The organism is Streptomyces sp. NPDC001348 (genome assembly GCF_053597535.1).
In genome coordinates this window covers 23,140-47,634 of record NZ_JBSFIK010000035.1, presented here as the reverse complement: position 1 = coordinate 47,634, position 24,495 = coordinate 23,140, and the positions used below count along the sequence as shown (strand labels likewise).

The window sequence follows — 24,495 nt, the reverse complement described above, 5'->3', positions numbered from 1 at the left end:
CCATGGCAGCAGCCCAGCGCGTCGTCATCGAGAACGCCGCGATCGCGACCGTCGACGCCCAGGACACCGAGTACGCCGAGGGACACCTCGTCCTCGCCGGCAACCGCATCGAGTCGCTCGGTGCGGGCCGGGCCCCCGAGGGCCTGCAGGACGTCACACGCCGCATCGACGCCACCGGGCACCTGGTCACCCCCGGCCTGGTCAACACCCACCACCACTTCTACCAGTGGATCACCCGGGGCCTGGCCACGGACCACAACCTCTTCGACTGGCTGGTCGCGCTGTACCCGACGTGGGCGCGCATCGACGAGCCGATGGTGTACGCCGCGGCCCAGGGCTCACTGGCGATGATGGCCCGCGGCGGTGTCACCACCGCCATGGACCACCACTACGTCTTCCCGAAGGACTCCGGCGACCTGTCCGGCGCGATCATCCGCGCCGCCCGTGAGACGGGCGTCCGCCTCACCCTCGCCCGCGGCTCCATGGACCTCGGCGAGAAGGACGGTGGCCTGCCCCCGGACTTCGCCGTCGAGACCCTGGAAGGTGCCCTCACCGCGACGGAGGAGACCGTCAGGCAGCACCACGACGCCTCCTCCGACGCGATGACCCAGGTCGCCGTCGCCCCGTGCTCGCCCTTCTCCGTCTCCACCGAACTGCTGAAGGAGGGCGCCGAACTGGCCCGCCGCCTCGGCGTACGGCTGCACACCCACGGCTCGGAGACCGTCGAGGAGGAGAGGTTCTGTCACGAACGGTTCGGCATGGGCCCCACCGACTACCTCGAGTCCACCGGCTGGCTCGGCGAGGACGTGTGGATGGCGCACTGCGTCCATATGAACGACTCCGACATCGCCGCCTTCGCCCGCACCGGCACCGGGGTAGCCCACTGCCCCTCCTCCAACGCCCGCCTCGCCGCCGGTATCGCCCGGGTCCCGGACATGCTCGCGGCCGGTGTCCCGGTCGGTCTCGGTGTGGACGGCACCGCCTCCAACGAGTCCGGCGAGCTGCACACCGAACTGCGTAACGCCCTCCTCGTCAACCGCCTCGGCCCGCACCGCGAGGCCGCCCTGACCGCCCGGCAGGCGCTGCGCCTCGGCACGTACGGCGGCGCCCAGGTGCTCGGCCGGGCCGTCGAGACCGGGTCCCTGGAGCCGGGCAAACTCGCCGACCTGGTGCTGTGGCGGCTCGACACCCTTGCCCACGCCTCGATCGCCGACCCCGTGACCGCACTGGTCCTCGGCGCCGCCGCCCCGGTCACCGCGTCGTTCGTGAACGGCCGCCAGATCGTCGAGAACGGCCGTCTGCTCACCGTGGACGAGGACGCGATCGCCCGCTCCACACGTCAGGAGGCCCGGCGGCTGGCGCGGATCGCCGCCGGGGGCTGATGGTGACGCACCGTGCATCCGACGGTGCCGCCGAAGGCGGAGTACGACCGACGCCGGTCGCACGGGAGCCGCACGAGACGCTGCAGGGGCCGACCGACTGGGCCGAGCACAACCGGGTGTACATCGCCGAGTCGCGGGCGACCTACGACGCCGAGCACCAACCGGAGCTGCTCGACGCGTAGGCGGTGCGGGGTATCGGTGTCCCTAGAGGCCGAACAGGCTCAGGTCCGCGGCCAGTTCCTTGAAGATCTCCCGCGGGTCCGTGACCAGCTTGCGCTCCTTGAGGTCCAGCAGTCCACCGACCCCGACGACCTCGGCGGCCACCGTGCCGTCGGTCTTGCGTATCTCCTGCCGGACCCGGAAGGTCTTGCCGCCGGTCCACTCGAACTCGCACGTCACGTCGACCTCGTCACCGGCGAGCAGTTCTCTGCGGTAGCGCAGGGTGGTCTCCAGCGCCACCGGACCCACACCACGGCCGATCAGCCGGGCCTGGCTGATTCCGGCAGCCTGCAGCAGCGTCCAGCGGGCGTGCTCCGCGTAGTTGAGGTACACCGCCTGGTTGAGGTGACCCTGTACGTCGGTCTCGTAGCCGCGGACGGTCACACGGACGGAAAACGGTTCGGCCACTGCTTTCCCTTCTCGCGTTCGGATTTCCGGTCGACTGATCTTGGCATGCGGGTCACGTCCGTCGTGGCGATGCCAGCAGATACCGGACCCTCGTCCTGGGCTCCGTGTACTCCCCGGCCTGCCAGCCCGCCCGCTCCAGAGTGGCCGCGCAGGCGCGCAGCGCCTCCTCGTCCGGCGCGTACACGGCGACCGCCTCCGGCTGCGGGGTCCCGCGCACCCGGTAGCCGTCGCTGTCCCGGCCCGCCGGCCGGTGCCCGGCCGCCTCCAGGGCGAGCGCGGCGGCCCGCACCAGATGCGTACGCTCCCAGGAGCACGGCCGGTCCGTGGCACCGTCCGGGTTGGTCATCCGGCGCAGCTCGACGAGCCCCTGCCACGCGCTGTGCACCTCGCGCGTACGGGACGGCCCTGCGGCCTCCTCGTCGTCCCCTCCGACGCGGGCCGCGAAAACCCCACCACCCGCAGGCTGCGCCACCGGCTCGCCGCTCTCCTCCGGCACCGCCTCCCGTATCCGGTGCCCGGCCGGCGTCAGGAAGTGGTCGTGCGGCGGCCGCGGATGCCGGAAGGCCAGCCCCCGCGCGACCAGGGCAGCGAGCTGCGCCTCCGTCCCCTTGAGCCGCCCGGTGACGGGGTCGGCGGCATCGATCACCCGCCGCTGTGCGACGGTCGGTGAACGGCTCACGGCGTGCTCCTCCCCGATGGTCGGCCCACTTCGAAGCCTACGACCGGGCGCTGACAACAGCGGCAGGGCTCTGCGGTCACCCGATCGGGGGGATTGACCCGCCGGCACCCGTATCGTCCGTTCCACGGCTGTACGGTCGGTGCGTCGCCCCAGTGCGGCGCAGCAATTCGCGTACCGCGCGGCCCTGTTGGTGCTATCGGGGCGGTGCCGGTTGGCCACAGCCGACCTGCCTGGAGGGGCTTTGAGCGGGGCGACCGCGTGAAGGTCAGGGACGTGCATCACTCCTATCGCCGGCGCACGGTGCTGCGCGGGGTCGACTTCGACCTGCCGCACGGCGCGCTGGTCGGAATCGTCGGCGAGAACGGTGCGGGCAAGTCGACCCTGCTCAGGATCCTCTCCGGGGAGCTGCGCCCCCGTCGCGGCAGCGTCCGGCACAGCGGCCGCTTCGGGTACTGCCCGCAGCACGCCGTCCTCAACGACGCCTTCACCGTCCGGCAGCACCTGGAGTTCTTCAAGACCGCGTTCGGCCTGGCCGACCTGGGCCACGCCGAGGAGGCGATGGACGTCCTGGGATTCGCCGAGTACGCCGACGTGCGCGCCGGGGTGCTCAGCGGCGGGACACGGCAGAAGCTGAACCTGACCCTGGCCCTCATGCACCACCCGCAGGTGCTGCTGCTGGACGAGCCCTACCAGGGTTTCGACTGGGACACCTACCAGCGGTTCTGGGAACTCGCCGCCCGGCTGCGCGATGCCGGGTGCTCGGTCCTCGTCGTCTCACACCTCGCCTACGACGCCGAACGGCTGGACGAGCTGTGGCGGCTGAAGGACGGGACGCTCCGGCCCGCGGAGGGCGCGGCATGAGCAGACACCTGAGGCTGTTCGCCACCGCGACGCGGTACGCGGTGACCGAGCATGTGCGCAACCGGTTCGCGATGGTGCTGGTCGCCGTGTTCATCCCGCTGTGGACGCTGCTGGCGTACCTGGTCATGCCCGACACCCCGGCCCGGATGCGGCTGCGGGCCACCGGAGAGCTGCTCGCTCCGCGAGGCAACGAGATCACCGAGATCAGCGGTGCGCTCAACGCCGTCACCCTGATCACCGGGTTCATGATGTTCGCCGCGACGTTCTCCGGTCACGACTTCGACCGCCGCCTGGCCATGGCCGGCTATCCCCGCGCCCATCTCGTCCTGGCCAAGGTCGCCGCCCTTGCCATGGCCGCCGCCGCCGTGTCCGCCTACGCCACCGCCGTCACCTGCCTGATCTGGACACCACGCCAGCCCGTCCTGCTCGCCGTCGCCCTGTTCGGCGCCGCCCTGACCTACGGCGTCCTCGGCGTCGGCTTCGGCGCCGTGATGCACCGGGAGGTCGAGGGAATGTTCGCCATCCTGATGACGAGCATCATCGACCTCGGCCTGCAGAACCCGATCACCAGCTCGGGGAGCGAGAGCCCCGTCACCCGGTACCTGCCCTCCTACGGCGCCATGCAGGCCAGCACCGCCGCCGGTTTCTCCGCCGCGGACGTGCCCGGCCACGTCGCCGCCCAGCTCAGCTGGTTCGCCGGAGCCGGTCTCGTCGCCCTCCTCGCCTTCCGCCGCCGCACCCGCAACGCGCTGCTCCCGGCGACCCGGCCGCACTTTCCGGGACCACGCCGAGCCGACGGAGAGCCAGCGGCCGACACCGGCACCAAGGCGGCAAGTTGACGCTGCGCAGCACCCGTCCTCGCCGCCCGGTACGTGCCTTCAGCTGGAGTCCCTCAGACATGCCCCGAATCCGTGAAACCGTGTCCGAAGACCGCACGGACACCGACCTGCGGGCCGCCTACCGCCTGTGCCGTCGCAGGGCACGCAGGCAGGATCCCGAGACGTACGCTCTCATCCGCATGCTGCCATCCGCGCTGCGGCCGGCCGGCGCAGCCCTCTGGGCCGCGTTGTCCGCGATCGACGATCTGATCGACGACCGGGATGCGTCGGCAGCCGAACGGACCGCCCGGGCCGAGGACTGGATCGCGGCGCTGGAGGCCGATCTGGTCTCCGGCACGAGCACCGACCCGGTTCGTCTCACCCTGGTGGACACCGCCACCCGCTGGAACCTGGACCTGTCCGCTCTCCGGGACGGGATGCTCGTGTCCCTCGACGACGCCCACCGCCGGCACTTCGACGACTGGGACCAGTGGCGGGCCTGGAGCCGCGGTCATGTCCTGCCCACGTTCGACCTGGTGCGAAGTCTCCTCGGCCGGGCAGGCGTGCCGGTGGCCTTCCGGCTGGACCGGCAGGGGAGTTACGAGTTGTTCCTCGACGGCGCCCGTCTCGTCGAAACCCTCGCCGACCTGGCGGCCGACCTGGACGAGGGCGGGCTCCTGCTTCCTCGCGAGTTCACGGAGCGGTTCCCCGGGGCCGAGGACGACCTGCGGCACCGCCGGTGGACCGAGACCGCGGCGGCGCTGGTCACCGAACTGACCGGCATCGCCCGCCGCTGGGTGACCCAGCCCGGCCTGACCCACGGAATGCACCCGGGACCCGCCACCCTGGTCAAGACACTGGCCGATCTGCTGCTCGCCCAGCTCGACGCCGTCGACACGGCAGGGCCGGCCCTGCTCCGCTCCCAGGCGCGACCCTCGCCCGCGACGCGTGCACGCATCCTCGTCGCCGCGCGCATCCGGTCGGCCCTGGCCTGGAGCCTGACCCCGGTCACCGTTCCCCCCACCCCACGACGGCCCAAGGCGACCGGATCCCGCCCCACGGCGCCCCCGGTTCCTGGCGCGACGACCTTCCGGCAGCCGCCCGGCCACCCCAGCGGCTGCCGGCCCCCGCAGATCAGTGTCGAAGCCATGCCGACCCACGTCGCGATCATCATGGACGGCAACGGCCGCTGGGCCGAACACCGTGGCCTGCCCCGCTCCGAAGGCCATCGGGCCGGCGTCGCCGTCCTGCACGACATCGTCCACGGCGCTCTGGAGATCGGCCTGTCCCACCTGACCGTGTACGCGTTCTCCACGGAGAACTGGAGACGCGACACGGACGAGGTCACGGGCCTCCTGAACGCCCTGCAGAAGGAGTTGGACGACGACCCCTTCCGTGACCTGGACGTGTGCCTGCGCTGGTCCGGTCACCCCGAGAAACTGCCGGCAGACCTCGTCGAGGCCCTGCGGCACAAGGAGGCCACCACCCGCACTCGTACCGGCCTGACCTGCACCCTGTGCTTCAACTACGGAGGCCGGGACGAACTCACCCGCGCCGCCGCGGCCCTCGCCCGAGCGGTGCGGGCCGGCGACCTGGACCCCGACCTCATCGGCGAGGACGACGTCGCACGCCACCTGCCCCACCCCGACCTGCCGAGCGTCGACCTGCTCTGGCGCACCGGAGGCGAGCAGCGCACCTCCAACTTCCTTCCCTGGCAAGCCGCCTACGCCGAACTCCACTTCACGTCCGACTACTGGCCGGACGTCGACCGGCGGGACCTGTGGCGGGCCATCACCGAATACGGCAACCGCCAGCGCCGGTACGGAACAGCGGGGCCGATGTCGGCTTCAGCCACCGGGACGGGCGCGGGGCCGCTTCCACGAGGGTGCACACGGGCTGCCACGCCACCGCGTGCTGCACCACCCGCGGTGTGAACCCTGCTGCGCTGCACAGGCCGATGATCTGGTCCCAGTGGCGGACCGACTCTGCGGGGCAGCAGCACGAAGGGCGAGTGCGCCGACTGTGCGAGCCGAACGGTCCGTGGTGTGGGGCGGACACACAGGTCCGCGCCCCGTGGACCGAGGCAAGCCGGGTTCCAGGATGCTGGTGCGTGCGACCGTTGATCTGGAGTCGACTCGCAGGTTCTCCTGACGGAGGTGTCAGTGTTCTCTGGTTCAACCGACCAGTTTGAAGCGTCATTCACTTTCAGGTACGGATGGTGTCGCCTGACACTGAGCGTAGGCGGAGAGTCCGCCGTCCACCGGGCTACAGACATCGAGGACGACTTCTTCGCCGACCTCGTGCGGGCGGTAGCGCATATCGCCTCCGGCGCTGCCGTGGCTACGGTCCTGTGGGGTGACGAGCCGGGAGGGGTGTTCCTCGACTTCGGCAGATCAGGCCCCGACCATGCCTCCATCGCCGTACACGAGCTGCGCCTTCCGAATTGGATCACGCCGGCTGACCCGCCATGGATGCCGGTCCGCGGCAACGCCTTGACAGCGGCCCGGATTCCGATGCTGACGTTCCTGACCGCATTCATGGAAGCATTCGCGAACGTCCGGGATTCGGCACCCGGGGGACCGATCCCGGGCTGGTGCGGAGGTGTTCCGGGGGCAGAGTTCGAGGCGCTCCGTCGTGAGGTTCACCGGCGACGCTCCGAGTAGGGAAATCTGCGTCCCTAGCATATCGACAATTGCATGAGGGGGAATTCCACCGTGCGCATTGAAGCGCTTTTGCGTCGGCCCATGACGAGCGACACGCGGTCCTCAGCGGCTCGACCTTTGGGGAACGGATCGGCTACGCCCGTGCCGTGATCGACGGCTACTGGGTGCACGCGAACGAACGCGCCGAGCCCCGGTGTGGGATCTCAAGGATCGCGGGCCCGGTAGCTGCGCGGGCGGACCCGCTGGGTCCGCCCCGGGGACTTGAACGCCTTACGCCTCCGGCCGGATGTTCCAACCCGCGATCACCGGCCGCCCGTGCTCCGTGCTCAGCCGGCCTAGCGTCCCTGTGGCCAGTTGGAACAGCGCCCCGTCCTGAGGTGGCAGCCCCAGCCGGCGGGCGGTGAGCACCCGCAGGAAGTGGCCGTGCGCCACGAGCAGTACGTCCGCGTCGGCGGCGTCCACCTTGGCCAGCATCCGATCGGCGCGCTCCCCGACCTGCTCCGGGGTCTCACCGGGATGCTCGGGCGGCCCCGGCGCGACCCCGTCGGTGAACAGGAACCAGCCGGGCCGGGTGCGCTGGATCTCCGGGGTGGTCACACCCTCGTAGCCGCCGTAGTCCCACTCCCGCAGATCGGCATCGACGCGGGCGTCATCCACCCCGATGAGTTCGGCAGTCTCCCGCGCCCGCCGCGACGGACTGACGAACGCCACCCCGATCCGCTGCTCCCGCACCAACGGCGCCAGCCGCCGGCTCTCCTCCCGCCCCTGCTCGGTCAGGGGCACGTCCGTCCACCCGGTGTGCCGCCCGGACCGCGACCACTCGGTCTCCCCGTGCCGGACGAGAAAGAGATCACCCACGTCCGCGCCCTTCCCGCTCGCCTGTCAGCACGGTGCCACAGGCCACCCGCGACCCGCAGGACCGACTGGGCCAGACGGCTGCCGCAACTGGGTAAAGTCGCAGGTCGTGAGCGACGACTGGCGTGACGACCGGATCGGCAGCGCCCTGCGCGGAGAGAACCCCACGGTGCTGCGGCGCCTGGACGCGGGCTTTGCCGTGATCGGCGACGTCCAGTTCCTGCCCGGGTACACGGTGCTGCTGGCGGACGACCCGGCGGTGCGGCGCCTGTCGGACCTGCCCAGGCACCGGCGCCTGGACTTCCTGGCCGACATGGACCGCCTCGGCGAGGCCGTCGAGCGGGCCTGCCGACGACTGGACCCCGCCTTCCGGCGGGTGAACCTGGAGATCCTAGGCAACACCGACGACTTCCTGCACGCGCACGTGTGGCCGCGTTACGACTGGGAGCCGGCCGACCTGGTCGGACTTCCGGTGTGGCTGTACCCGCGCGGGACGTGGAGCGACGAGCGCCACCGGCTCGGCCCCCGCCACGACACACTGCGTACGGCCATCGGCGAGGAACTGGACCGGCGCGCCCACGGGGCCTGATGCGCCGCTGCGTTCGGGGGCGTCCGCCTGCGAGACTGGCCGGATGCCAGAAGTCGTCTTCAGCAGCGTCGCCCCCGTCGTCCCGGTCCGGAACCTTGATGCCGCTCTTGATCGGTACCGCCGTCTGGGCTTCACGGCGCACGCCTACGAGGGTCCCGATCGATACGGCTTCGCCGAGCGGGGCTCGGTGTCGGTCCACCTCTCGGAGTGGCCGGAGCACGACCCGCACCGCACGGGAGCGGTCATCTACCTCTACGTGAGTGACGCCGACGCCGTCTACCGGGAGTGGAGGACCTCCGGCGTCGAGGGCCGCTTCGTCGAGCCGACGGACACGCCTTACGGCATCCGCGAGTTCGCGTACGTGGACGCCGACGGCACGGCGCACCGCGTGGGGTCACCACTGGCAGGCTGAGGGTCAGTGATCGGTGGCGTACGAGACGAAGGCGGCCCACCCTCGTGTTCCGAACGTCAGCTGGGGGCCCTGCTTGTGCTTCGAGTCCCGTACGTGGATGGTGCCGGGGGCGGTTGCGACCTCGACGCATGCGGGCCCGTCGTCGGTGCTGTAGCTGCTCTTGAACCATTCCAACTCGGAGCCGTGACCGGCCGAGGGCTTCACGCTCATGTCTCTCCAAGGACTTTCTCGATGAAGGCCAGGGACTCTCGCGGCGGAAGGGCTTGGGCTCGGATGACTCCGTAGCGCAGCTCCAGGATCTGGACCTCCTTGACTTCAGAGATCAGCCGGCTGGTCCGCTGTACCTCGTTGTGCCCCACCGTGGTGCCCTCCTTGAGCCGCAGCAGGTGGAAAGGTCCGCCGAGACCGGCGTTGTCCTCGCGATCCATGGGGAGCACCTGGATCTCCACGTTCCGCTTTTGCCCGATGTCCAACAGCCGTTCGAGCTGTCGGCGCAACACCATTCTGCCCCCGACCCGCCTCCGTAGGGCAGCCTCATCATGCACGAAGCTGAAAGCAGGGATCATCTGCTTTCCGTCGATGATCGTCTGCCGCGCCAGTCGCGCAGCGACAAGCTGCTCCACCTCCTCTTCGGAGAAGGCGGGCCGTCGTGAGCCGAACACGGCCCTCAGATACTCCTCCGTCTGCAGGAGGCCGTTGACGACGGAGTTGTCGTAGGCGCAGATCTCAACCGCCTCCCCCTCCAACTTCGCCAGGTCCCGAACCTTCTTCGGGTACCGGGCCTCCTCCACGTCCTTCTTCAGCCCGGCGATCATCCCGTCCGCGTCCAGCACCCGGTCGGCCGCCTCCAGGAACTGCGCCCTCGGCGCCCGGCGCCCCCGCTCGACCGAGGACACCTGCTCCTCGCTGTACCCGATGGCCGTGCCCAACTCGGCCTGGGTGAGTGCCTTCCGCTCCCGGCACATCTTGACGACCTTGCCGACCGTCCGCAGTACGGCCGCCGACTCCTCGTCCTCGCCGCCGTGTGACTCCATGCGCCCACCTCCACGTGCCGCCGGTAACCAACGCCCCACCGGCCCGCGGCGTCACGCGTCACCCTCCGGACAGGCCCGGACAGCGACCGGACAGTGACGCTGCGTACTGTCGTCGTTGCTGTTCAGAGTAGATACAGCCGACCACGCTGGGTGACATGAATGCCGATACCGCCACCACGACGGATGAACCCACCGCCCCCACGGACCACTTCACCATCCGGCTCTCGGCCACCCCCAAGGGCGCACGTCTCGCCCGCCACCTCACGGCCGAGCAACTCGACAGGTGGGGCCGGCCCTACAGCTCCGAGGCCAACCGCACGGCGACACTGCTCGTGGCCGAACTCGCCACCAACGCGGTGCTGTACGGCCGGCTGCCGGGCCGGGACTTCCGCCTGCGTCTGACCCTCTACGCGCAAGGCCCCACGCTCCGTATCGAAGTGACCGACGCCCGCGCCGACCGACTCCCACCCGCCCCCGGCGGTCTCCCGCCGGTCTCACCTGAAGGAGAGTCCGGCCGGGGCCTCCTCCTCGTCGAGGCGCTGTCCACCCACTGGGGCACGACCTGCCGGGACCCGTACACCAAGACGGTCTGGTGCGAGGTCGCCCTGGGGTGAGCGCCGGCGCCGTCGGCCTGCTACGGGCGGTTGTGGTCGGACGCCGCCAGGCCGCTGAGCAGTTCCTCCCGGGACGGGTTCTCCAGGTGGGTCAGGAACACCCACAGGTGCCCGGAGGGGTCCCGCAGGATCGCCGTACGGTCGCCGTGGAACTGGTCGGCGGGTGCCTGGACCAGTTCGGCGCCCGCCGTCACCGCCCGCTTCGCCAGCTCGTCGACGTCCGGGACGAACACGTGCAGCGCGACCGAGGTGCCCCCCAGTGCGCCCGGGGCGGTGAACGGCCCCTCCGAGACGTCGCCGAGCATCAGCACGGACTCACCGATCCGGATCTCGGCGTGCATGATCCCGCCCCGCGGATGGGCGAGCCGGAACTCCTCGACCGCCCCGAAGGCGGCGGTGTAGAACGCGATGGCGGCGTCCGCGTCGGACACCATGATGTGTGGCACCACCGAACGGCGGTAGCGCTCGGGAATGATCTCTGTCATGGCCCCGACCGTAGGATCTCAAGCGCGGTTGAGGTCAACCGCGGGTCCGGAACCACGGCTCCGTCACTGCCGGTACCCGCTCAGGAACCGCCCGATCCGCCCGATCGCCGCCTCCAGATCGTCCGCGTACGGCAGGGTGAGGATGCGGAAGTGGTCGGGGGCGGGCCAGTTGAAGCCGGTGCCCTGGACGACCTGGATCTTCTCCCGCAGCAGCAGGTCCAGGACGAACTTCTCGTCGTCGTGGATGGGGTGCATCTTGGGGTCGATGCGGGCGAAGGCGTAGAGCGCGCCCTTGGGCTTCACGCAGGAGACGCCCGGGATCTCGTTGAGCTTCTCCCAGGCCACGTTGCGCTGCTCGTACAGCCTTCCGCCCGGCACGGTCAGTTCGCGGATGGACTGGCGGCCGCCGAGCGCGGCCTGGATGGCGTACTGCGCGGGCGCGTTGGCGCACAGCCGCATGGAGGCCAGCATGGTGAGGCCCTCCAGGTAGTCCTTCGCGTGCTGCTTCGGGCCGGTGACCACGAGCCAGCCGGAGCGGAAGCCCGCGACCCGGTAGGTCTTCGACAGACCGCAGAAGGTGAGGACGACCAGGTCGGGGGCGAGTGCGGCGGCAGAGTGGTGCACGGCGTCGTCGTAGAGGATCTGGTCGTAGATCTCGTCGGCGAAAACCATCAGGCCGTGCCGGCGGGCGAGGTCGAGGATGCCCTCGATGATCTCCTTCGGGTAGACCGCGCCGGTGGGGTTGTTGGGGTTGATGATGACGACGGCCTTGGTGCGGTCGGTGATCTTCGCCGCCATGTCGTCCAGGTCCGGGTACCAGTCCGCCTGTTCGTCGCAGAGGTAGTGCACCGCCTTGCCGCCGGCCAGGGTGGTGACCGCCGTCCAGAGGGGGAAGTCCGGCGCCGGGACGAGGATCTCGTCGCCGTCCTCCACCAGCGCCTGTACGGCCATCGACACCAGCTCGGAGACGCCGTTGCCGAGGAACACGTCGTCGACGCCGACCTCCAGCCCCAGCGCCTGGTAGCGCCCGGCGACCGCCCGGCGGGCGGAGAGGACGCCACGCGAGTCCGTGTAGCCGTGCGCCTGCGGGAGCATCCGGATCATGTCCTGGAGGATCTCCTCCGGCGCCTCGAACCCGAAGGCGGCGGGGTTGCCGGTGTTCAGGCGCAGCACGCTGTGCCCGGCCTTCTCCAGCGCGTCGGCGTGCTCGATCACCGGGCCGCGGATCTCGTAGCAGACCTCGCTGAGCTTGTTCGACTGCCGGAACTCCATGCGCGCTCGCCCCTCCGGTTCGGTGTGTTGCTTGGTTTTACCAAGTTCGAGCTTGGAAAGTCCAACGACATGTCTAGACTGCGGGGCATGTCACCTCGCCGAAGCTACGACCAGTACTGCTCCGCCGCCCGCGCCCTCGACCTCGTGGGCGACCGCTGGACCCTGCTGATCGTCCGGGAGCTGCTCGCCGGTCCCCGCCGCTACACGGACCTGCACGCCGACCTGCCCGGCGTGAGCACGGACGTACTCGCCTCGCGGTTGAGGGACATGGAGCGGGACGGGCTCGCCACACGGCGCCGGCTGCCCCCGCCGGGGGCCGCCTACGTGTACGAACTCACCCGGCGGGGGCGGGACTTGCTGCCGGTGCTGCAGGCGCTGGGCGCGTGGGGCGGCCCCGAGCTGGGGGAGCGCGGGCCCACCGACGCGGTGCGCGCCCACTGGTTCGCGCTGCCGCTGCTGCGGGAGCTCGAGGGGGAGTCCGGGCTCGTCGAAGTCCGGCTGGACGAAGGGGTTTTCCACCTGTACCCCGGTGCCGGCGACGGGCCGGTGTACGGCGACGGACCGGCCCCCGGTGAGCCCGACGCCCGGCTCGTGGCGGACGCCGGGACGTGCACGGCTCTCGCCCGCGGCGAGCTGGGGCTGCGGGAGGCGGTGCGGGACGGGCGGGTCGAGGTGACCGGGGACGGCGCGGTGGCCAAGGCGCTGCGGGAGGTGTGAGAAAAGGGGGGAGGGCCCGCCGGCCGGCGGGCCCTCCTGAGTGGATCAGGCGTTCGGCGGTACCCCTGGGGGCCGTCCCGAGCCGCGGGTCAGCGCGTACCCGCCGATACCGGCGAGCGCGGCCAGCACACCGCCCACCGCGGTCCACACCCAGCGGTCGGACCACCAGCCGGAGGACCAGCCGTCGTCCGGTTCGACGGCGGACAGCACCGCCGACTTCGCCGAACCGTCCTCGTCGTCGCCCGACTTGGCGGCGATACCGGGGACCAGCGGCTTCCCCAGCGAGCCGTCCACCGCGGCCGAGCCGCCGATGTCCTTGGAGTCGACGCGGACCTCGGCGTGCACGGGCTTGCCGAGGTCGGAGGAGCTCAGGCCGAGTACCGTCAGCCGGATGTAGTACGTCCCCGGCAGCGGGTCGTTCGCCCACGGCTCCGACCAGGCGCGGACCGTGCGCATGACGCAGGTCAGGTCCACGGAGGAGGCGCCCTGCGCGGCGGCGCGGGTCTGGGCGCCGTACTGGCAGGACTGGCGGCGGCGCAGACCGTCGTACACGTCGATCTGCCAGGTCTGCGCGGCCTGCGTGCCGGGCAGCTTCACCGTCGCCTTCACGGTGGGGCGCAGGCCGGAGTCGGCCGGGAACGACCAGTACAGGTAGTCGCCGGTGGAGCCGTCGGCGGTGGCCCGCTCACCCTGGTCGATCTCGGTCGCCGTACGGAACGAGGTGCCCGCCCGGGTGGGCGCCTTGCCGTCGTCCGAGGCGCTCGGGGACGGCGAGGAGTCGGCGACGGCAGGGCCCGCGGCCAGTCCGAGAGTGGCCCCGAGGACCATCAGCGCGGCACTCAGCACACGTGTGATGCGCATCAGTTGGTCCTCCAGACCGCGACCCGCCAGCGCGACAGCCAGCCCCACAGCAGACCGGCGACGAAGCCGGTCAGCACCAGCGCGCCCAGTAGCCACCAGCCACGGCCGAGACCGAAGGAGGCCACGTCACTCGCCTTGTCCGGACCGTCCACGACGTCGACGGTCAGCTCCAGCGGCATACCGGGCGTGGTCTTCACCCCGGCGGGCGCCGAGAAGGAGTTGGTGACCTGAAGGCACACGGTCTCGGCCGGAGCGTCCTCGTCGTCGCTCTCCGGTCGCGGGTAGCGCAGACCCGTCGAGATCATGTCCGTACGGCCGTTGCCCGCGGCCTCACCGCGCACGATCTCGCGGCCGTGCACCGTGACCGCCCGCAGCAGCACGCCGTAGTCGGGGTTGGTCGCCCGGTCGTCGGCCACGCTCACCGAGGCACGCAGTTCCTTGCCGGGGTCGACGGCCACCTTGTACCAGCGCTGCTGCCCGAACTCCTCGCGGTCCGTGTAGAGGCCGGACTTCAACGAGGGCGCGTTCGCGCACTGCGTCGCGCCCTCGGTGGCCACCGGCGTCACCACCGGGTCGGCCGCCCGGTCCACCAACTGGCCGACGCGATCACTGAGTTCTTCCTTGTGCCGCACATCGGTGTAGGTGCCGCCGGTGGCGTCCGCGATGCAGCTGAGCTGGTCGCGGGTCTTGGCGTCGGGCACCAGGCCCAGGGTGTCGATGGTCAGCCCGATGCCCTTGGCGGCTATCTCGCGGGCCACCTCGCACGGGTCCAGCGGCTGGCAGGTGTCCTCACCGTCGCTGATCAGGACGATCCGGCGGGTACCGGCACCGCCGTCGAGGTCGCCGGCGGCCTTCAGCAGTGCGGGACCGATGGGGGTCCAGCCGGTCGGCGTCAGCGTGGCGACCGCGGTCTTCGCCTCGGTGCGGTCCAGCGTGCTGACCGGGTAGAGCTGCGCGGTGTCCTTGCAGCCCGTCTTCCGGTCATTGCCACGGTAGTTGGCGCCGAGGGTGCGGATGCCGAGCTGAACCTCCTCGGGCGTCGCGTCGAGCACCTCGTTGAACGCCTGCTTCGCCGCCGCCATCCGCGACCCGCCGTCGATGTCCCGCGCACGCATGGAACCGCTGACGTCCAGCACGAGTTCCACCTTGGGAGCGGCCTTGTCGTCCGTCTCGTCGGCCACCGCCCCGGCGGGGAACGCGAGCCCCGCCGTCAGCGCGGCGAGCAGGGCGCAGATCCCCGCCGCCAGCCGTTGTCTTCTGATCATCGGCGGATCTTATTGATCTCGGGTGCCGTGCTCCAAAACGAGCGGGTTGGGCAGGGCCCCCCACTTGTCACCGGGGACCTCGGGTGACAGCCGCATGGCCGTCAGGGCTTTGGCGGGCAGCGGTGCTTCGCGCAGGGCCGTCAGGTCCGGGCCGGGCGGCAGATCCGGCAGGGCCGCTTCCAGGGCCGAGGCGAGCGCCGGACCGGAACCGGCCGTCTGGGCCAGGGCGCCGGCCACCAGGGAGCCGAACACCTTGCGGCGCAGGGCCGTCTCGTCGTCGGTGACCAGACGGCCGGTCAGGTCCGGGGGCCGGATGCCGTGCCGGGCCAGCCGGGCCGGGCTGATCCGGATGTCGGCGAGGTCGCGGTAGACCAGCCGGCGAGGGCTGCCGTCGGACGACAGGACGACCAGGAGGTTCTGGCCGTGGGCCTCCAGGGCCACGCCCAGCTCCAGCAGGCGCAGCCCCACCCGGAGGACGAGGCGGGCGAAGCCGGCCAGCCAGGCGGGGGAGCGGGGCAGCTCGGTGGTGGCGAGCGCGGCCACCGGCAGGACCCGCTCGTCCGCGGCCGCGTACTCACCCGGTGACTCGCGGAGCACCGCCGCGAGGTCCGGAGAGCCGGCGGTCACCGCGCCCAGGGTCCGTGTGACGTGCAGCAGCCCGTCCGCACGGGCCGCCAGCTTCTCCGCGAACGCCGACAGCGTCTGCGACACCTCCACCGAGTACACCGAGATGTCCCGCACCGAGGACGTCAGCCGGGCGCTCAGCGCGGTCTTCACGTGCACCGCGCCGGGCAGCGCCAGCGTGCGCAGCGACATCAGGGGACGGGCGTCCGACCAGGCGTCGCAGGGGCGTTTCAGCACGTGCGCCGCCTGCCACGGGTGCACCGGGACCAGCAGCCGCTCCCCGTCCCGCAGCCCGTCCGGCCACGCCCCCGTCACCAGGCAATCCCCCGCCGGGACCGGTACCGTCCCCAGCTCCACCACCGGCCGGTGCTCCGGCCCGTAGGCGAGCTGCTCGGCCACGGAGAAACCCGGCCTGGACCGGCAGTTGGGGTGGAAGGGATGCCCGTCGACGACCCGCTGCTCCCACTCCCAGTCCGTCCCCGGCCACTCCTGCGGGTGATCCTGCGCCCCCGCCCGTGAGAGCGCCAGCGACACGGCACTGTTGTCCAGCTCGGCGGCGAAGGCGGTGGCGTGCGGCACCGCCAGGTCCGTCATCAGGCGGGCCGCGTCGTCGTACGCCGCACCGTCCAGGTGGACGACGGCGGCGTACGCGCCGGTCGTGTACGGGTCCGCGTACGGGCCGCGCAGCACCCGCCCGTCCGCGAGCCGCAGCGCCACACCCTCCGTGCCGCCCGCCCGGCGGGTGATCCAGGGCAGCGGCTCGTGCGCGAGCGCCCGCCACAGCCGGGTCAGCACCGCCGCGCGCGCACCCGGCAGCGCCGCCGTGTACCGGGGCACCAGCTCCGGCCGGACGGCGGCCAGCTCCTCGGCCACCTCGGCCTCGACGGTGGGGAAGCCCGCAGGGCCGTCCTCGGAGGGGCGGTGGCGGAAGACGGGCGGGCGGTACACGGTCGGCTCCTCGGGTACGGGACAGGACGGGCAGGAACGCCGGGGACGACAGACATACTGGTCGCGATCGGCTCCCCGGACCAGGACAGGCCCCGGGCCCCGCACGAAGAACGAATGGATCGCGTGGACCACATGCACCCCAGTGCCGACGTGTACGCGTCCGCACCCCTGCTCAACTGCCTGCTGCGGGAGGTCGGCGAACCGGTCGCCGATCCGGTCGACGTGACCGGGGAGCGGCGGGTGTACCGGCTGCCCGGCACCGGCCGCCTGCTGCGGGTGCGCGGTGAGCGGCGGCCCGCCGAGCCGGAGGTGCGCAACGAGGGCGCCTGGCGGCGCGTCGGCCACGCCGAGCTGGTCAAACTGGTCGCCGAGGAACTGCGCCGGCACACCGGACTGACCAACGACGACCTGCCCACCGAGATGATCGACAGCCGGGAGGCGGTCGCCGCGCTGCTCGCCGCGCGCGCCCGGACGACGCCGCCCACCGACCCGTACCTGCGCTCGGAACAGTCCCTCATCACAGGCCATCCTCACCACCCCGCGCCCAAGGCGCGCGGCGGGGGCCCCGTCACCGCCTGGCTGCCCTACGCGCCGGAGGCGCACGCCCGGTTCCCCCTGGTACTGCTGGGTGTGCGCGAGGACCAGGTGGCCGAGGAGGGCGACACCTCCCCGCTCGACGCCCTCGGCACGGCCCCGCCCGGCTACCGGCTGCTGCCCGCCCACCCCTGGCAGCTCGACCTCACCGGCCCCGGCCTCGAACCGGCCTTCGCCGACGGCCGCCTGGTCAAGCTGGGTACGGCACCGTTCCCGGTCTGGCCGACGGCCGCGGTGCGCACCGTCTACGAGCCGCGCCGCGACCTGAACCTGAAGTTCAGCCTGGACGTGCGCATCACCAACGACATCCGCCGCCTGTGGCGCCACGACCTGGTGAGACTGCGCCGCGCCGACACGGCCGTGACACACGCCTTCACCGAATGGAGCGGTCGGGCGGCCTGGCTGAGCGACCGCGGCTACCGCACCGCCGCCTTCGCCTTCGAGGAACTCGCCGTCCTGGTCCGCGACGGTTTCCGCGGCCATCTGCTGCCCGGCGCGACCCCGCTGCTCGCCGCCGGGCTCGTCGAGGGCTTCGACGGCAACCCCCTGGCCCGCGCCGCCGACCCGGCGGCCTGGTGGGAGGCGTACCTGCACCAGGTCGTCCCCCCGGCGCTGGCGGCCTTCGACGGCCACGGCGTGGTGCTGGAGGCACACCTGCAGAACACCCTGGTCGCCGTCGACGCCTCCGGGACTCCCGTCCAGGCGCTGTTCCGGGACGCCGAGGGCGTGAAACTGCTGCCGGACGTACCCCGCGCGGCCGGCTGGGAACGGCTGGTGTACTGCCTCGTCGTCAACCACCTCACCGAGATCGCCGCCGCCCTGGCCGAGCACCACCCGGGCCTGGACCCGTGGCCCGCGGCCCGCCGCGCCCTCGCCGCCCACGACCTCCCGGAGATCCCCGCGCTGCTCGCCTCGCCCACCCTGCCCGGCAAGACGAACCTGCTGCTGCGCTGGACCGGCGCGGACGGCGCGGACGCCCGCTACCTGCCGCTGCCCAACCCGCTGGCCCGTACATGATCTGAACTACCCTGGCCGGTGTGCTGCGCGACGTGACTGCCGTTCGATACGTGACCCCGCTGCGCTCCGGCGGTTCCGTCCCCGGAGTCGTCGAGGCCGACGACCTGGGCACCTACGTCGTGAAGTTCACCGGCTCCGCGCAGGGGCGCAAGGCGCTGGTCGCCGAGGTGATCGTGGGAGAACTGGCCCGCGCCCTGGGCCTGCGCTTCCCCGAACTCGTCCTCGTCCACTTCGATCCGGAGATCGCCTCCCACGAACCCCATCAGGAGGTACGGGAACTGCACGGCGCCAGCGCCGGAACCAACCTGGGGATGGACTACCTGCCGGGCGCCAGGGACTTCACCCCGGAGGTCGCCGAGACCTTCCCGGTGGACCCGGTCGAGGCGGGCAGGATCGTCTGGCTGGACGCCCTGACCGTGAACGTCGACCGTACGGTGCACAGCTCCAACCTGATGGTCTGGCCGACCTTCGGGACGGTCCCGCCGCGCCTGTGGCTCATCGACCACGGCGCCGCGCTCATCTTCCACCACCGCTGGGGTGCCTCCGACCCCGCGAAGGCGTACGACTTCCGCCATCACGCGCTCGGCCGCTACGCCCCCGACCTGCGGGCCGCCGACTCGGAGCTGGCCGGAAAGGTCACCCGGGAACTGCTGCGGGGCATCGTGGCCGAGGTGCCGGACGCCTGGCTGGCCGGCGAGGAGGGCTTCGCCACGCCGGACGACGTCCGGGCGGCGTACGTGGACTACCTCCACGCGCGCGTGGAGGCCTCAGCGGCCTGGCTGCCGACCGGCTTCCCCACCCGGGCGGAACTCGCCGCCGAGGACGCGCTGCGGGCGCGGCGCACCCGGCAGGGCCGGCCGAGCTGGCTCAAGCAGGTCCCCGACCTGCACGGCAAGCCGGCCGCGGAACAGGACTGGTCGGCACACCTGGGATAGCCGCCGCCGGAAGCCGGGCACGGGCGTGCGTGACGGCCGGCCGGCCCTTGGGTCAGCCCTCCAGCTGCTCGTACGCCGGCAGCGTCAGGAAGTCCGCGTAGTCCTCGTCGAGGGCGACCTTCAGCAGCAGGTCGTGGGCCTGCTGCCAGTGCCCGGCCGCGAAGGCCTCCGCGCCGATCTCCCCCCGGACACGGTCCAGTTCCTCGGCGGCGACCTTCCGCACCAGCTCCGCCGTGGCCCTCACCGTCGTCCCGTCGTGCTCGAACTCGACGCCCGCGTTGACCCACTGCCAGATCTGCGAGCGGGAGATCTCGGCGGTGGCCGCGTCCTCCATGAGGTCGAAGATGGCGACGGCGCCGAGACCGCGCAGCCACGCCTCGATGTAACGGATCCCGACCTGGACCGCGTTGACGAGGCCGTCGTACGTGGGCTTCGCGTCCAGGGAGTCGATCGCGATCAGGTCGGCCGCCTCGACATGGACGTCCTCGCGCAGCCGGTCCTTCTGGTTCGGCCTGTCGCCGAGCACCTTGTCGAAGGACTCCAGGGCGATCGGGACCAGGTCGGGGTGGGCGACCCAGGAGCCGTCGAATCCGTCGTTCGCCTCGCGGTCCTTGTCGGCGCGGACCTTCTCGAAGGCGACCTTGTTGACCTCCGGGTCCCGGCGCGAGGGGATGAACGCCGCCATGCCGCCGATCGCGTGCGCGCCGCGCCGGTGGCAGGTGCGGACGAGGAGTTCGGTGTACGCCCGCATGAACGGGGCCGTCATCGTGACCGCGCCCCGGTCCGGCAGGACGAACGCGGGCCCGCCGTCACGGAAGTTCTTGACGATGGAGAACAGGTAGTCCCAGCGGCCCGCGTTCAAGCCCGAGGCGTGGTCGCGCAGTTCGTAGAGGATCTCCTCCATCTCGTACGCGGCCGTGATCGTCTCGATCAGGACGGTGGCGCGGACGGTGCCCTGCGGGATGCCGGTGTAATCCTGGGCGAAGACGAACACCTCGTTCCACAGCCGGGCCTCCAGGTGCGACTCGGTCTTCGGCAGGTAGAAGTAGGGGCCCTTGCCGAGGTCGAGGAGGCGCCGGGCGTTGTGGAAGAAGTACAGCCCGAAGTCGACGAACGCGCCGGGGATCCGGCGGCCGTCGCCGTCGACGAGGTGACGCTCGTCCAGGTGCCAGCCGCGCGGGCGCACCACGACGGTCGCCAGTTCCTCGTCGGGGCGCAGCGCGTACGACTTGCCGGACCCGGGGTCGGTGAAGTCGATGTTCCGGGTGTGGGCGTCGATCAGGTTGAGCTGGCCGAGGACCACGTTCTCCCAGGTGGGGGCGGAGGCGTCCTCGAAGTCGGCGAGCCAGACCCGGGCCCCGGAGTTGAGCGCGTTGACGGTCATCCTGCGGTCGGTGGGGCCGGTGATCTCCACCCGGCGGTCTTCGAGGGCGGGTGGGGCCGGGGCCACCCGCCAGGAGTCGTCCGCGCGGATCGCGGCGGTCTCGGGCAGGAAGTCGAGCGTGCAGGTGCGGGCGATCTCGGCGCGGCGCTCGGCGCGGCGGGCGAGGAGCTCGTCGCGGCGCGGGGTGAACCGCCGGTGCAGTTCGGCCACGAAGTCGAGCGCCGCACCGGTCAGGACCTCCTCCTGCCGGGGCAGGGGTGCGGCGTCGACGACGACCGGCCCGGACGGCGCTGCTGCGGACATGAGTTGTCACTTCCCTCGGGTGGAACCTGCTGAAACGACGGACGACCCTTCTGGGAAGTGGATACTAGTTTCCTCATCGTGGAACTTCAATGATCCGTTGATCGTTCGAGGCGCGCGAGGTCGGCCTCCGTGTCGATGTCGAACGGCCGCGCCACGTCCCCGCACTCGACGAGCCTGACGACCCCGCCGTGCTGCCGCAGATACGCGCGCGCCCCCTGGTCGCCCGTCGCGGTCGCCATGACGCCCGCCCAGTGCGCGGCGCCGAGCAGTACGGGGTGACCGCGCGCACCGTCGTACGCCGCCGAGACGAGCGAGGTCTCGCCCCGGTAGGCGCCGAGCACCCGCGCGACCGCCTCCGGCCCGATGCCCGGCTGGTCGACGAGGCAGACCAGCGCGGCCCCCGTGCCGGTGCCGGCCAGCGAGTCCAGCCCCGCCCGCAGCGACGTGCCCATGCCCTCCTCCCATGCCGGGTTGTCGACGAGCACGCATCCGGGCAGCTCCGCCCGTTGCCGTACGACGTCCGCGCCGGCCCCCAGGACCACGTGCACGCGTGCGCAGCCTGCCGCGCGCAGGACGCCGGTCGCGTGCTCCACCAGGAGCCCGCCCCGGTGTTCGAGCAGTGCCTTGGGCCGTCCGCCCAGCCGTCTTCCGCCGCCCGCGGCCAGCAGCAGCCCGGCGACCCGGTCGTGGTTCTCCGTCATGCGTCCTGGATACCCGACAGCGAAGAGGGCGGCCGGTTTCCAAGGGCTGAATTTCGGTCCGCATGCTGGCGCGGTCCGCACCGGGTGGCGTTTACTGGCCCGCGTCCAGTGCCACGGGGGGCGTGTGCCGGAGCCATGGGGAGTGCGGGCGCACGGCGGAGCGCGAGGGGGAGGGCTGTGTTGCGGAGCTTGGGGCAGAGGCCGGTGACCGGCAGCGACGAGGATCCGAGAGTGGCGGGACTGCGGACCGCGGTGTCCCGTCTGCAGCGTGAACTCGCCGCCCATCCCGCGGAGTTCCCCGACCGGGCGATCGCCGAGGACGAACTCGCCGCGCTGGCCGCGATGGCGTCCGGCGGTGTGCCGGAGATACCGCGGCTGCGCCGCTCCCTGTTACTGATCGCGAGTGCGGTCGGCTCCGTCAGCGCCCTCTCGCGAGGGCTGTCGGAGGTCCGGGACGCCGTGGACCTGTTCGGCGAGGCGCCACGCGGCTGACGTCCGGGTCCCGCTCAGGACGACAGGGACCGGGACAGCTCCGCCGCGACCTGCCGCAGCACCGGCACGATCCGCTCCGTGGCCGCCTCGGTGACCCGGCCGGCCGGGCCGGAGATGGAGACGGCGGTGGCGGTGGGGGAGCCGGGGACGGAGACCGCGAGGCAGCGGACCCCCATCTCCTGCTCGTTGTCGTCGACCGCGTAGCCCTGGCGGCGCACGTCCGCCAGGGCGGCCAGGAAGCCCTCCGGCGTGGTGATGGTCCGCTCCGTGGCGGCCGGCATGCCGGTGCGGCCCAGCAGGGCGCGCACCTCGTCGTCCGGGACATCGGCGAGCAGGGCCTTGCCCACGCCCGTCGAGTGCGGCAGGACGCGTCGGCCCACTTCGGTGAACATGCGCATCGAGTGCTTCGACGGCACCTGCGCCACGTACACGATCTCGTCCCCGTCGAGCAGCGCCATGTTCGCCGTCTCGCCGGTCTCCTCGACCAGACGGGCGAGGTGCGGGCGGGCCCAGGTGCCGAGCAGCCGGGAGGCCGACTCGCCCAGCCGGATCAGGCGCGGCCCCAGGACGTAGCGCCGGTTCGCCTGCTGGCGTACGTACCCGCAGGCCACGAGCGTCCGCATGAGGCGGTGGATGGTGGGCAGCGGCAGCCCGCTGCTCGCCGAGAGTTCGCTGAGGCCCACCTCGCCGCCCGCGTCCGCCATCCGCTCGAGCAGGTCGAAGGCGCGCTCGAGGGACTGGACCCCGCCGCTCGCGGACTTGGCGGAGCCGGTGGTGCTGGCGCTGGACGGCGGCACGGGGTGGTCCCTTCGGGCGGCTTCGAACGGCATTCTGTATGCCGGAAGATTAATTCCGTGTTGCGGAACAGTCCAGACCGGCCGGGCCGGTGGCGCCGGGCAGCAGTGTGCCTCTTGACTGGGACGGAAGGGGAGTGAAGACTCCTTCAACAGAAAGTTGAAGACCGTTACGTGGGCGTACATCCCGTTTCACCGGGGGTGTACGGCGACGGAGAGGGGGCCGGGTGCCCGAGGCCGAACTGGTGCTGCGCTCGACACGCGTGGTCACCCCGGAGGGAACGCGTGCGGCCTCCGTCGCCGTCGCCCGGGGCACGATCACGGCCGTGCTGCCCCACGACGAGCCCCTGCCCGAGGGTGCCGTCCTGGAGGACTTCGGCGACGACGTCCTGCTCCCCGGCCTCGTCGACACCCACGTTCACGTCAACGATCCCGGCCGCGCCGAGTGGGAGGGCTTCTGGACCGCCACGCGCGCGGCGGCGGCCGGCGGCATCACCACCCTCGTCGACATGCCGCTCAACTCCCTCCCGCCGACCACGACGGTCGACCACCTCCGCACGAAGCGGCGCGCCGCCGCCGGCAGAACACACGTCGACGTCGGATTCTGGGGCGGCGCCCTGCCCGGCAACGTCAACGACCTGCGTTCGCTGCACGAGGCCGGCGTCCTCGGTTTCAAGGCCTTCCTGTCCCCGTCCGGCGTCGACGAGTTCCCCCACCTCGACCAGGAGGGGCTCACCCGGTCGCTGGCCGAGATCGCCGGGTTCGGGGGCCTGCTCGTCGTGCACGCCGAGGACCCGCACCACCTGGACGCCGCCCCGCAGCGGGGCGGCCCCCGGTACGCCGACTTCCTCGCCTCCCGGCCGCGCCACGCCGAGGACACGGCCGTCGCGAGCCTGATCGACCAGGCTCGGCACCTGAACGCGCGCGTGCACGTCCTGCACCTGTCCTCCGGCGACGCACTGCCGCTGATCGCCGCCGCCAAGGCCGACGGCGTCCGCGTCACGGCCGAGACGTGCCCCCACTACCTCACCCTGACCGCCGAGGAGGTCCCCGACGGCGCGAGCGAGTTCAAGTGCTGCCCGCCCATCCGTGAGGCCGCGAACCAGGACCTGCTGTGGCGGGCGCTGGCCGACGGCACCGTCGACTGCGTGGTGACCGACCACTCGCCGTCCACCGCCGACCTGAAGACCGGCGACTTCGCCACCGCCTGGGGCGGCATCTCCGGACTCCAGCTGAGCCTGGCGGCCGTGTGGACCGCGGCGCGCGGGCGCGGTCACGGCCTGGAGGACGTCGTCCGCTGGATGTCGACGCGCACGGCGGCCCTCGTGGGCCTCGGCCGGAAGGGGGCCATCGAGCCCGGCCGCGACGCCGACTTCGCCGTTCTCGCCCCCGACGAGACGTTCACCGTGGACCCCGCGGCGCTGCAGCACCGCAACCGTGTCACGGCGTACACCGGCCGGACGTTGCACGGCGTGGTGAAGTCCACCTGGCTGCGGGGCCGACGCATCTACCAGGACGGCGAGTTCACCGAGCCGAAGGGCCTGCTGCTGACCCGTCCCCGCTGACTCC

The 24,495-nt window shown here is 71.9% G+C and carries 25 protein-coding genes and 2 pseudogenes; 14 read left to right on the top strand and 13 right to left on the bottom strand.

The genetic code is table 11. The features are described from left to right. Positions 1 to 2: 2 nt before the first annotated feature. Positions 3 to 1,382, top strand: coding sequence for an 8-oxoguanine deaminase (locus ACWC21_RS30100; protein WP_450886298.1), 1,380 nt, complete (start codon positions 3 to 5; stop codon positions 1,380 to 1,382). A gap of 6 nt (positions 1,383 to 1,388) precedes the next feature. Next, positions 1,389 to 1,564 (top strand): annotated as a pseudogene (locus tag ACWC21_RS30095) (winged helix-turn-helix transcriptional regulator); the annotation flags it as partial. Between the two features lie 22 nt (positions 1,565 to 1,586). Here ACWC21_RS30095 and ACWC21_RS30090 read toward each other — a convergent pair. Next, entirely contained in the window at positions 1,587 to 2,009 is a 423-nt protein-coding gene (locus ACWC21_RS30090; protein WP_450886297.1) for an acyl-CoA thioesterase, read from the bottom strand. Between the two features lie 52 nt (positions 2,010 to 2,061). Beyond that, entirely contained in the window at positions 2,062 to 2,688 is a 627-nt protein-coding gene (locus ACWC21_RS30085; protein ID WP_450886295.1) for a hypothetical protein, read from the bottom strand. 258 nt (positions 2,689 to 2,946) lie between these two features. Here ACWC21_RS30085 and ACWC21_RS30080 point away from each other — a divergent pair, with 258 nt between their 5' ends. The 4 genes and pseudogenes from ACWC21_RS30080 to ACWC21_RS30065 form a co-directional block, all read left to right on the top strand. Beyond that, positions 2,947 to 3,549, top strand: coding sequence for an ABC transporter ATP-binding protein (locus ACWC21_RS30080; RefSeq protein ID WP_450886294.1), 603 nt, complete (start codon positions 2,947 to 2,949; stop codon positions 3,547 to 3,549). Next, positions 3,546 to 4,388, top strand: a complete 843-nt coding sequence (locus ACWC21_RS30075; protein WP_450886292.1) for an ABC transporter permease — start codon at positions 3,546 to 3,548, stop codon at positions 4,386 to 4,388. The genes ACWC21_RS30080 and ACWC21_RS30075 overlap by 4 nt, the downstream gene beginning before the upstream one ends. A gap of 80 nt (positions 4,389 to 4,468) precedes the next feature. After that, positions 4,469 to 6,301 (top strand): polyprenyl diphosphate synthase, encoded by a 1,833-nt coding sequence (gene uppS, locus ACWC21_RS30070; RefSeq protein ID WP_450886291.1) that lies wholly within the window; start codon positions 4,469 to 4,471, stop codon positions 6,299 to 6,301. Positions 6,302 to 7,116: 815 nt separating this feature from the next. After that, positions 7,117 to 7,204: pseudogene (locus ACWC21_RS30065) on the top strand (Rid family hydrolase); the annotation flags it as partial. 96 nt (positions 7,205 to 7,300) lie between these two features. Here ACWC21_RS30065 and ACWC21_RS30060 read toward each other — a convergent pair. Continuing rightward, entirely contained in the window at positions 7,301 to 7,888 is a 588-nt protein-coding gene (locus ACWC21_RS30060; protein WP_450886289.1) for a histidine phosphatase family protein, read from the bottom strand. A gap of 106 nt (positions 7,889 to 7,994) precedes the next feature. Between ACWC21_RS30060 and ACWC21_RS30055 the strand changes: the two genes are divergently transcribed. Further along, positions 7,995 to 8,474, top strand: a complete 480-nt coding sequence (locus ACWC21_RS30055) for an HIT family protein (protein WP_450886287.1) — start codon at positions 7,995 to 7,997, stop codon at positions 8,472 to 8,474. 43 nt (positions 8,475 to 8,517) lie between these two features. After that, a complete protein-coding gene (locus tag ACWC21_RS30050; protein WP_450886285.1) occupies positions 8,518 to 8,886 on the top strand; it encodes a bleomycin resistance protein in 369 nt (122 codons plus the stop codon). Between the two features lie 3 nt (positions 8,887 to 8,889). On the opposite strand, the gene ACWC21_RS30045 is transcribed toward ACWC21_RS30050, so the two are convergent. Both ACWC21_RS30045 and ACWC21_RS30040 read right to left on the bottom strand, forming a co-directional pair. Then, entirely contained in the window at positions 8,890 to 9,096 is a 207-nt protein-coding gene (locus ACWC21_RS30045) for a DUF397 domain-containing protein (RefSeq protein WP_450886283.1), read from the bottom strand. Beyond that, positions 9,093 to 9,920 (bottom strand): helix-turn-helix domain-containing protein, encoded by an 828-nt coding sequence (locus ACWC21_RS30040; protein WP_450886281.1) that lies wholly within the window; start codon positions 9,918 to 9,920, stop codon positions 9,093 to 9,095. The genes ACWC21_RS30045 and ACWC21_RS30040 overlap by 4 nt, the downstream gene beginning before the upstream one ends. A 155-nt stretch (positions 9,921 to 10,075) precedes the next feature. On the opposite strand from ACWC21_RS30040, the gene ACWC21_RS30035 reads away from it, so the two are divergent. After that, a complete protein-coding gene (locus ACWC21_RS30035; protein ID WP_450886279.1) occupies positions 10,076 to 10,534 on the top strand; it encodes an ATP-binding protein in 459 nt (152 codons plus the stop codon). A gap of 20 nt (positions 10,535 to 10,554) precedes the next feature. Here ACWC21_RS30035 and ACWC21_RS30030 read toward each other — a convergent pair whose 3' ends face one another. Both ACWC21_RS30030 and ACWC21_RS30025 read right to left on the bottom strand, forming a co-directional pair. Continuing rightward, a complete protein-coding gene (locus tag ACWC21_RS30030; protein WP_450886278.1) occupies positions 10,555 to 11,019 on the bottom strand; it encodes a VOC family protein in 465 nt (154 codons plus the stop codon). Between the two features lie 63 nt (positions 11,020 to 11,082). Beyond that, positions 11,083 to 12,291, bottom strand: coding sequence for a pyridoxal phosphate-dependent aminotransferase (locus tag ACWC21_RS30025; protein ID WP_450886276.1), 1,209 nt, complete (start codon positions 12,289 to 12,291; stop codon positions 11,083 to 11,085). A gap of 87 nt (positions 12,292 to 12,378) precedes the next feature. Here ACWC21_RS30025 and ACWC21_RS30020 point away from each other — a divergent pair, with 87 nt between their 5' ends. Then, entirely contained in the window at positions 12,379 to 13,008 is a 630-nt protein-coding gene (locus ACWC21_RS30020) for a winged helix-turn-helix transcriptional regulator (protein ID WP_450886274.1), read from the top strand. A 45-nt stretch (positions 13,009 to 13,053) separates the two neighbouring features. Here ACWC21_RS30020 and ACWC21_RS30015 read toward each other — a convergent pair whose 3' ends face one another. From ACWC21_RS30015 to ACWC21_RS30005, 3 genes are read right to left on the bottom strand one after another with little or no spacing between them, the layout of a single operon-like run. Then, on the bottom strand, positions 13,054 to 13,869 hold the full coding sequence (locus ACWC21_RS30015) for a hypothetical protein (protein WP_450886273.1): 816 nt from the start codon (positions 13,867 to 13,869) through the stop codon (positions 13,054 to 13,056). Further along, entirely contained in the window at positions 13,869 to 15,134 is a 1,266-nt protein-coding gene (locus ACWC21_RS30010) for a VWA domain-containing protein (RefSeq protein ID WP_450886271.1), read from the bottom strand. The genes ACWC21_RS30015 and ACWC21_RS30010 overlap by 1 nt, the downstream gene beginning before the upstream one ends. Before the next feature lie 9 nt (positions 15,135 to 15,143). Further along, entirely contained in the window at positions 15,144 to 16,706 is a 1,563-nt protein-coding gene (locus tag ACWC21_RS30005; protein WP_450886270.1) for an IucA/IucC family protein, read from the bottom strand. A 114-nt stretch (positions 16,707 to 16,820) separates the two neighbouring features. On the opposite strand from ACWC21_RS30005, the gene ACWC21_RS30000 reads away from it, so the two are divergent. Both ACWC21_RS30000 and ACWC21_RS29995 read left to right on the top strand, forming a co-directional pair. Continuing rightward, positions 16,821 to 18,317 carry an IucA/IucC family protein gene (locus tag ACWC21_RS30000; protein ID WP_450886268.1) on the top strand — a complete coding sequence of 499 codons (1,497 nt, stop codon included), beginning with the start codon at positions 16,821 to 16,823 and terminating at the stop codon, positions 18,315 to 18,317. A 20-nt stretch (positions 18,318 to 18,337) separates the two neighbouring features. Further along, positions 18,338 to 19,252 (top strand): HipA family kinase, encoded by a 915-nt coding sequence (locus ACWC21_RS29995; RefSeq protein WP_450886266.1) that lies wholly within the window; start codon positions 18,338 to 18,340, stop codon positions 19,250 to 19,252. A gap of 52 nt (positions 19,253 to 19,304) precedes the next feature. On the opposite strand, the gene aceB is transcribed toward ACWC21_RS29995, so the two are convergent. Together aceB and ACWC21_RS29985 are read right to left on the bottom strand one after the other, a co-directional pair. Further along, a complete protein-coding gene (gene aceB / locus ACWC21_RS29990; RefSeq protein ID WP_450886265.1) occupies positions 19,305 to 20,939 on the bottom strand; it encodes a malate synthase A in 1,635 nt (544 codons plus the stop codon). An 86-nt stretch (positions 20,940 to 21,025) separates the two neighbouring features. Beyond that, positions 21,026 to 21,640, bottom strand: a complete 615-nt coding sequence (locus ACWC21_RS29985) for a nucleotidyltransferase family protein (RefSeq protein ID WP_450886263.1) — start codon at positions 21,638 to 21,640, stop codon at positions 21,026 to 21,028. A 177-nt stretch (positions 21,641 to 21,817) separates the two neighbouring features. Here ACWC21_RS29985 and ACWC21_RS29980 point away from each other — a divergent pair, with 177 nt between their 5' ends. Then, positions 21,818 to 22,132, top strand: coding sequence for a DUF5955 family protein (locus ACWC21_RS29980; protein WP_450886262.1), 315 nt, complete (start codon positions 21,818 to 21,820; stop codon positions 22,130 to 22,132). 14 nt (positions 22,133 to 22,146) lie between these two features. On the opposite strand, the gene ACWC21_RS29975 is transcribed toward ACWC21_RS29980, so the two are convergent. Then, a complete protein-coding gene (locus ACWC21_RS29975; protein WP_450886260.1) occupies positions 22,147 to 22,929 on the bottom strand; it encodes an IclR family transcriptional regulator in 783 nt (260 codons plus the stop codon). Positions 22,930 to 23,153: 224 nt separating this feature from the next. On the opposite strand from ACWC21_RS29975, the gene allB reads away from it, so the two are divergent. Further along, positions 23,154 to 24,491 carry an allantoinase AllB gene (allB, locus tag ACWC21_RS29970; protein WP_450886258.1) on the top strand — a complete coding sequence of 446 codons (1,338 nt, stop codon included), beginning with the start codon at positions 23,154 to 23,156 and terminating at the stop codon, positions 24,489 to 24,491. Positions 24,492 to 24,495 lie beyond the last annotated feature (4 nt).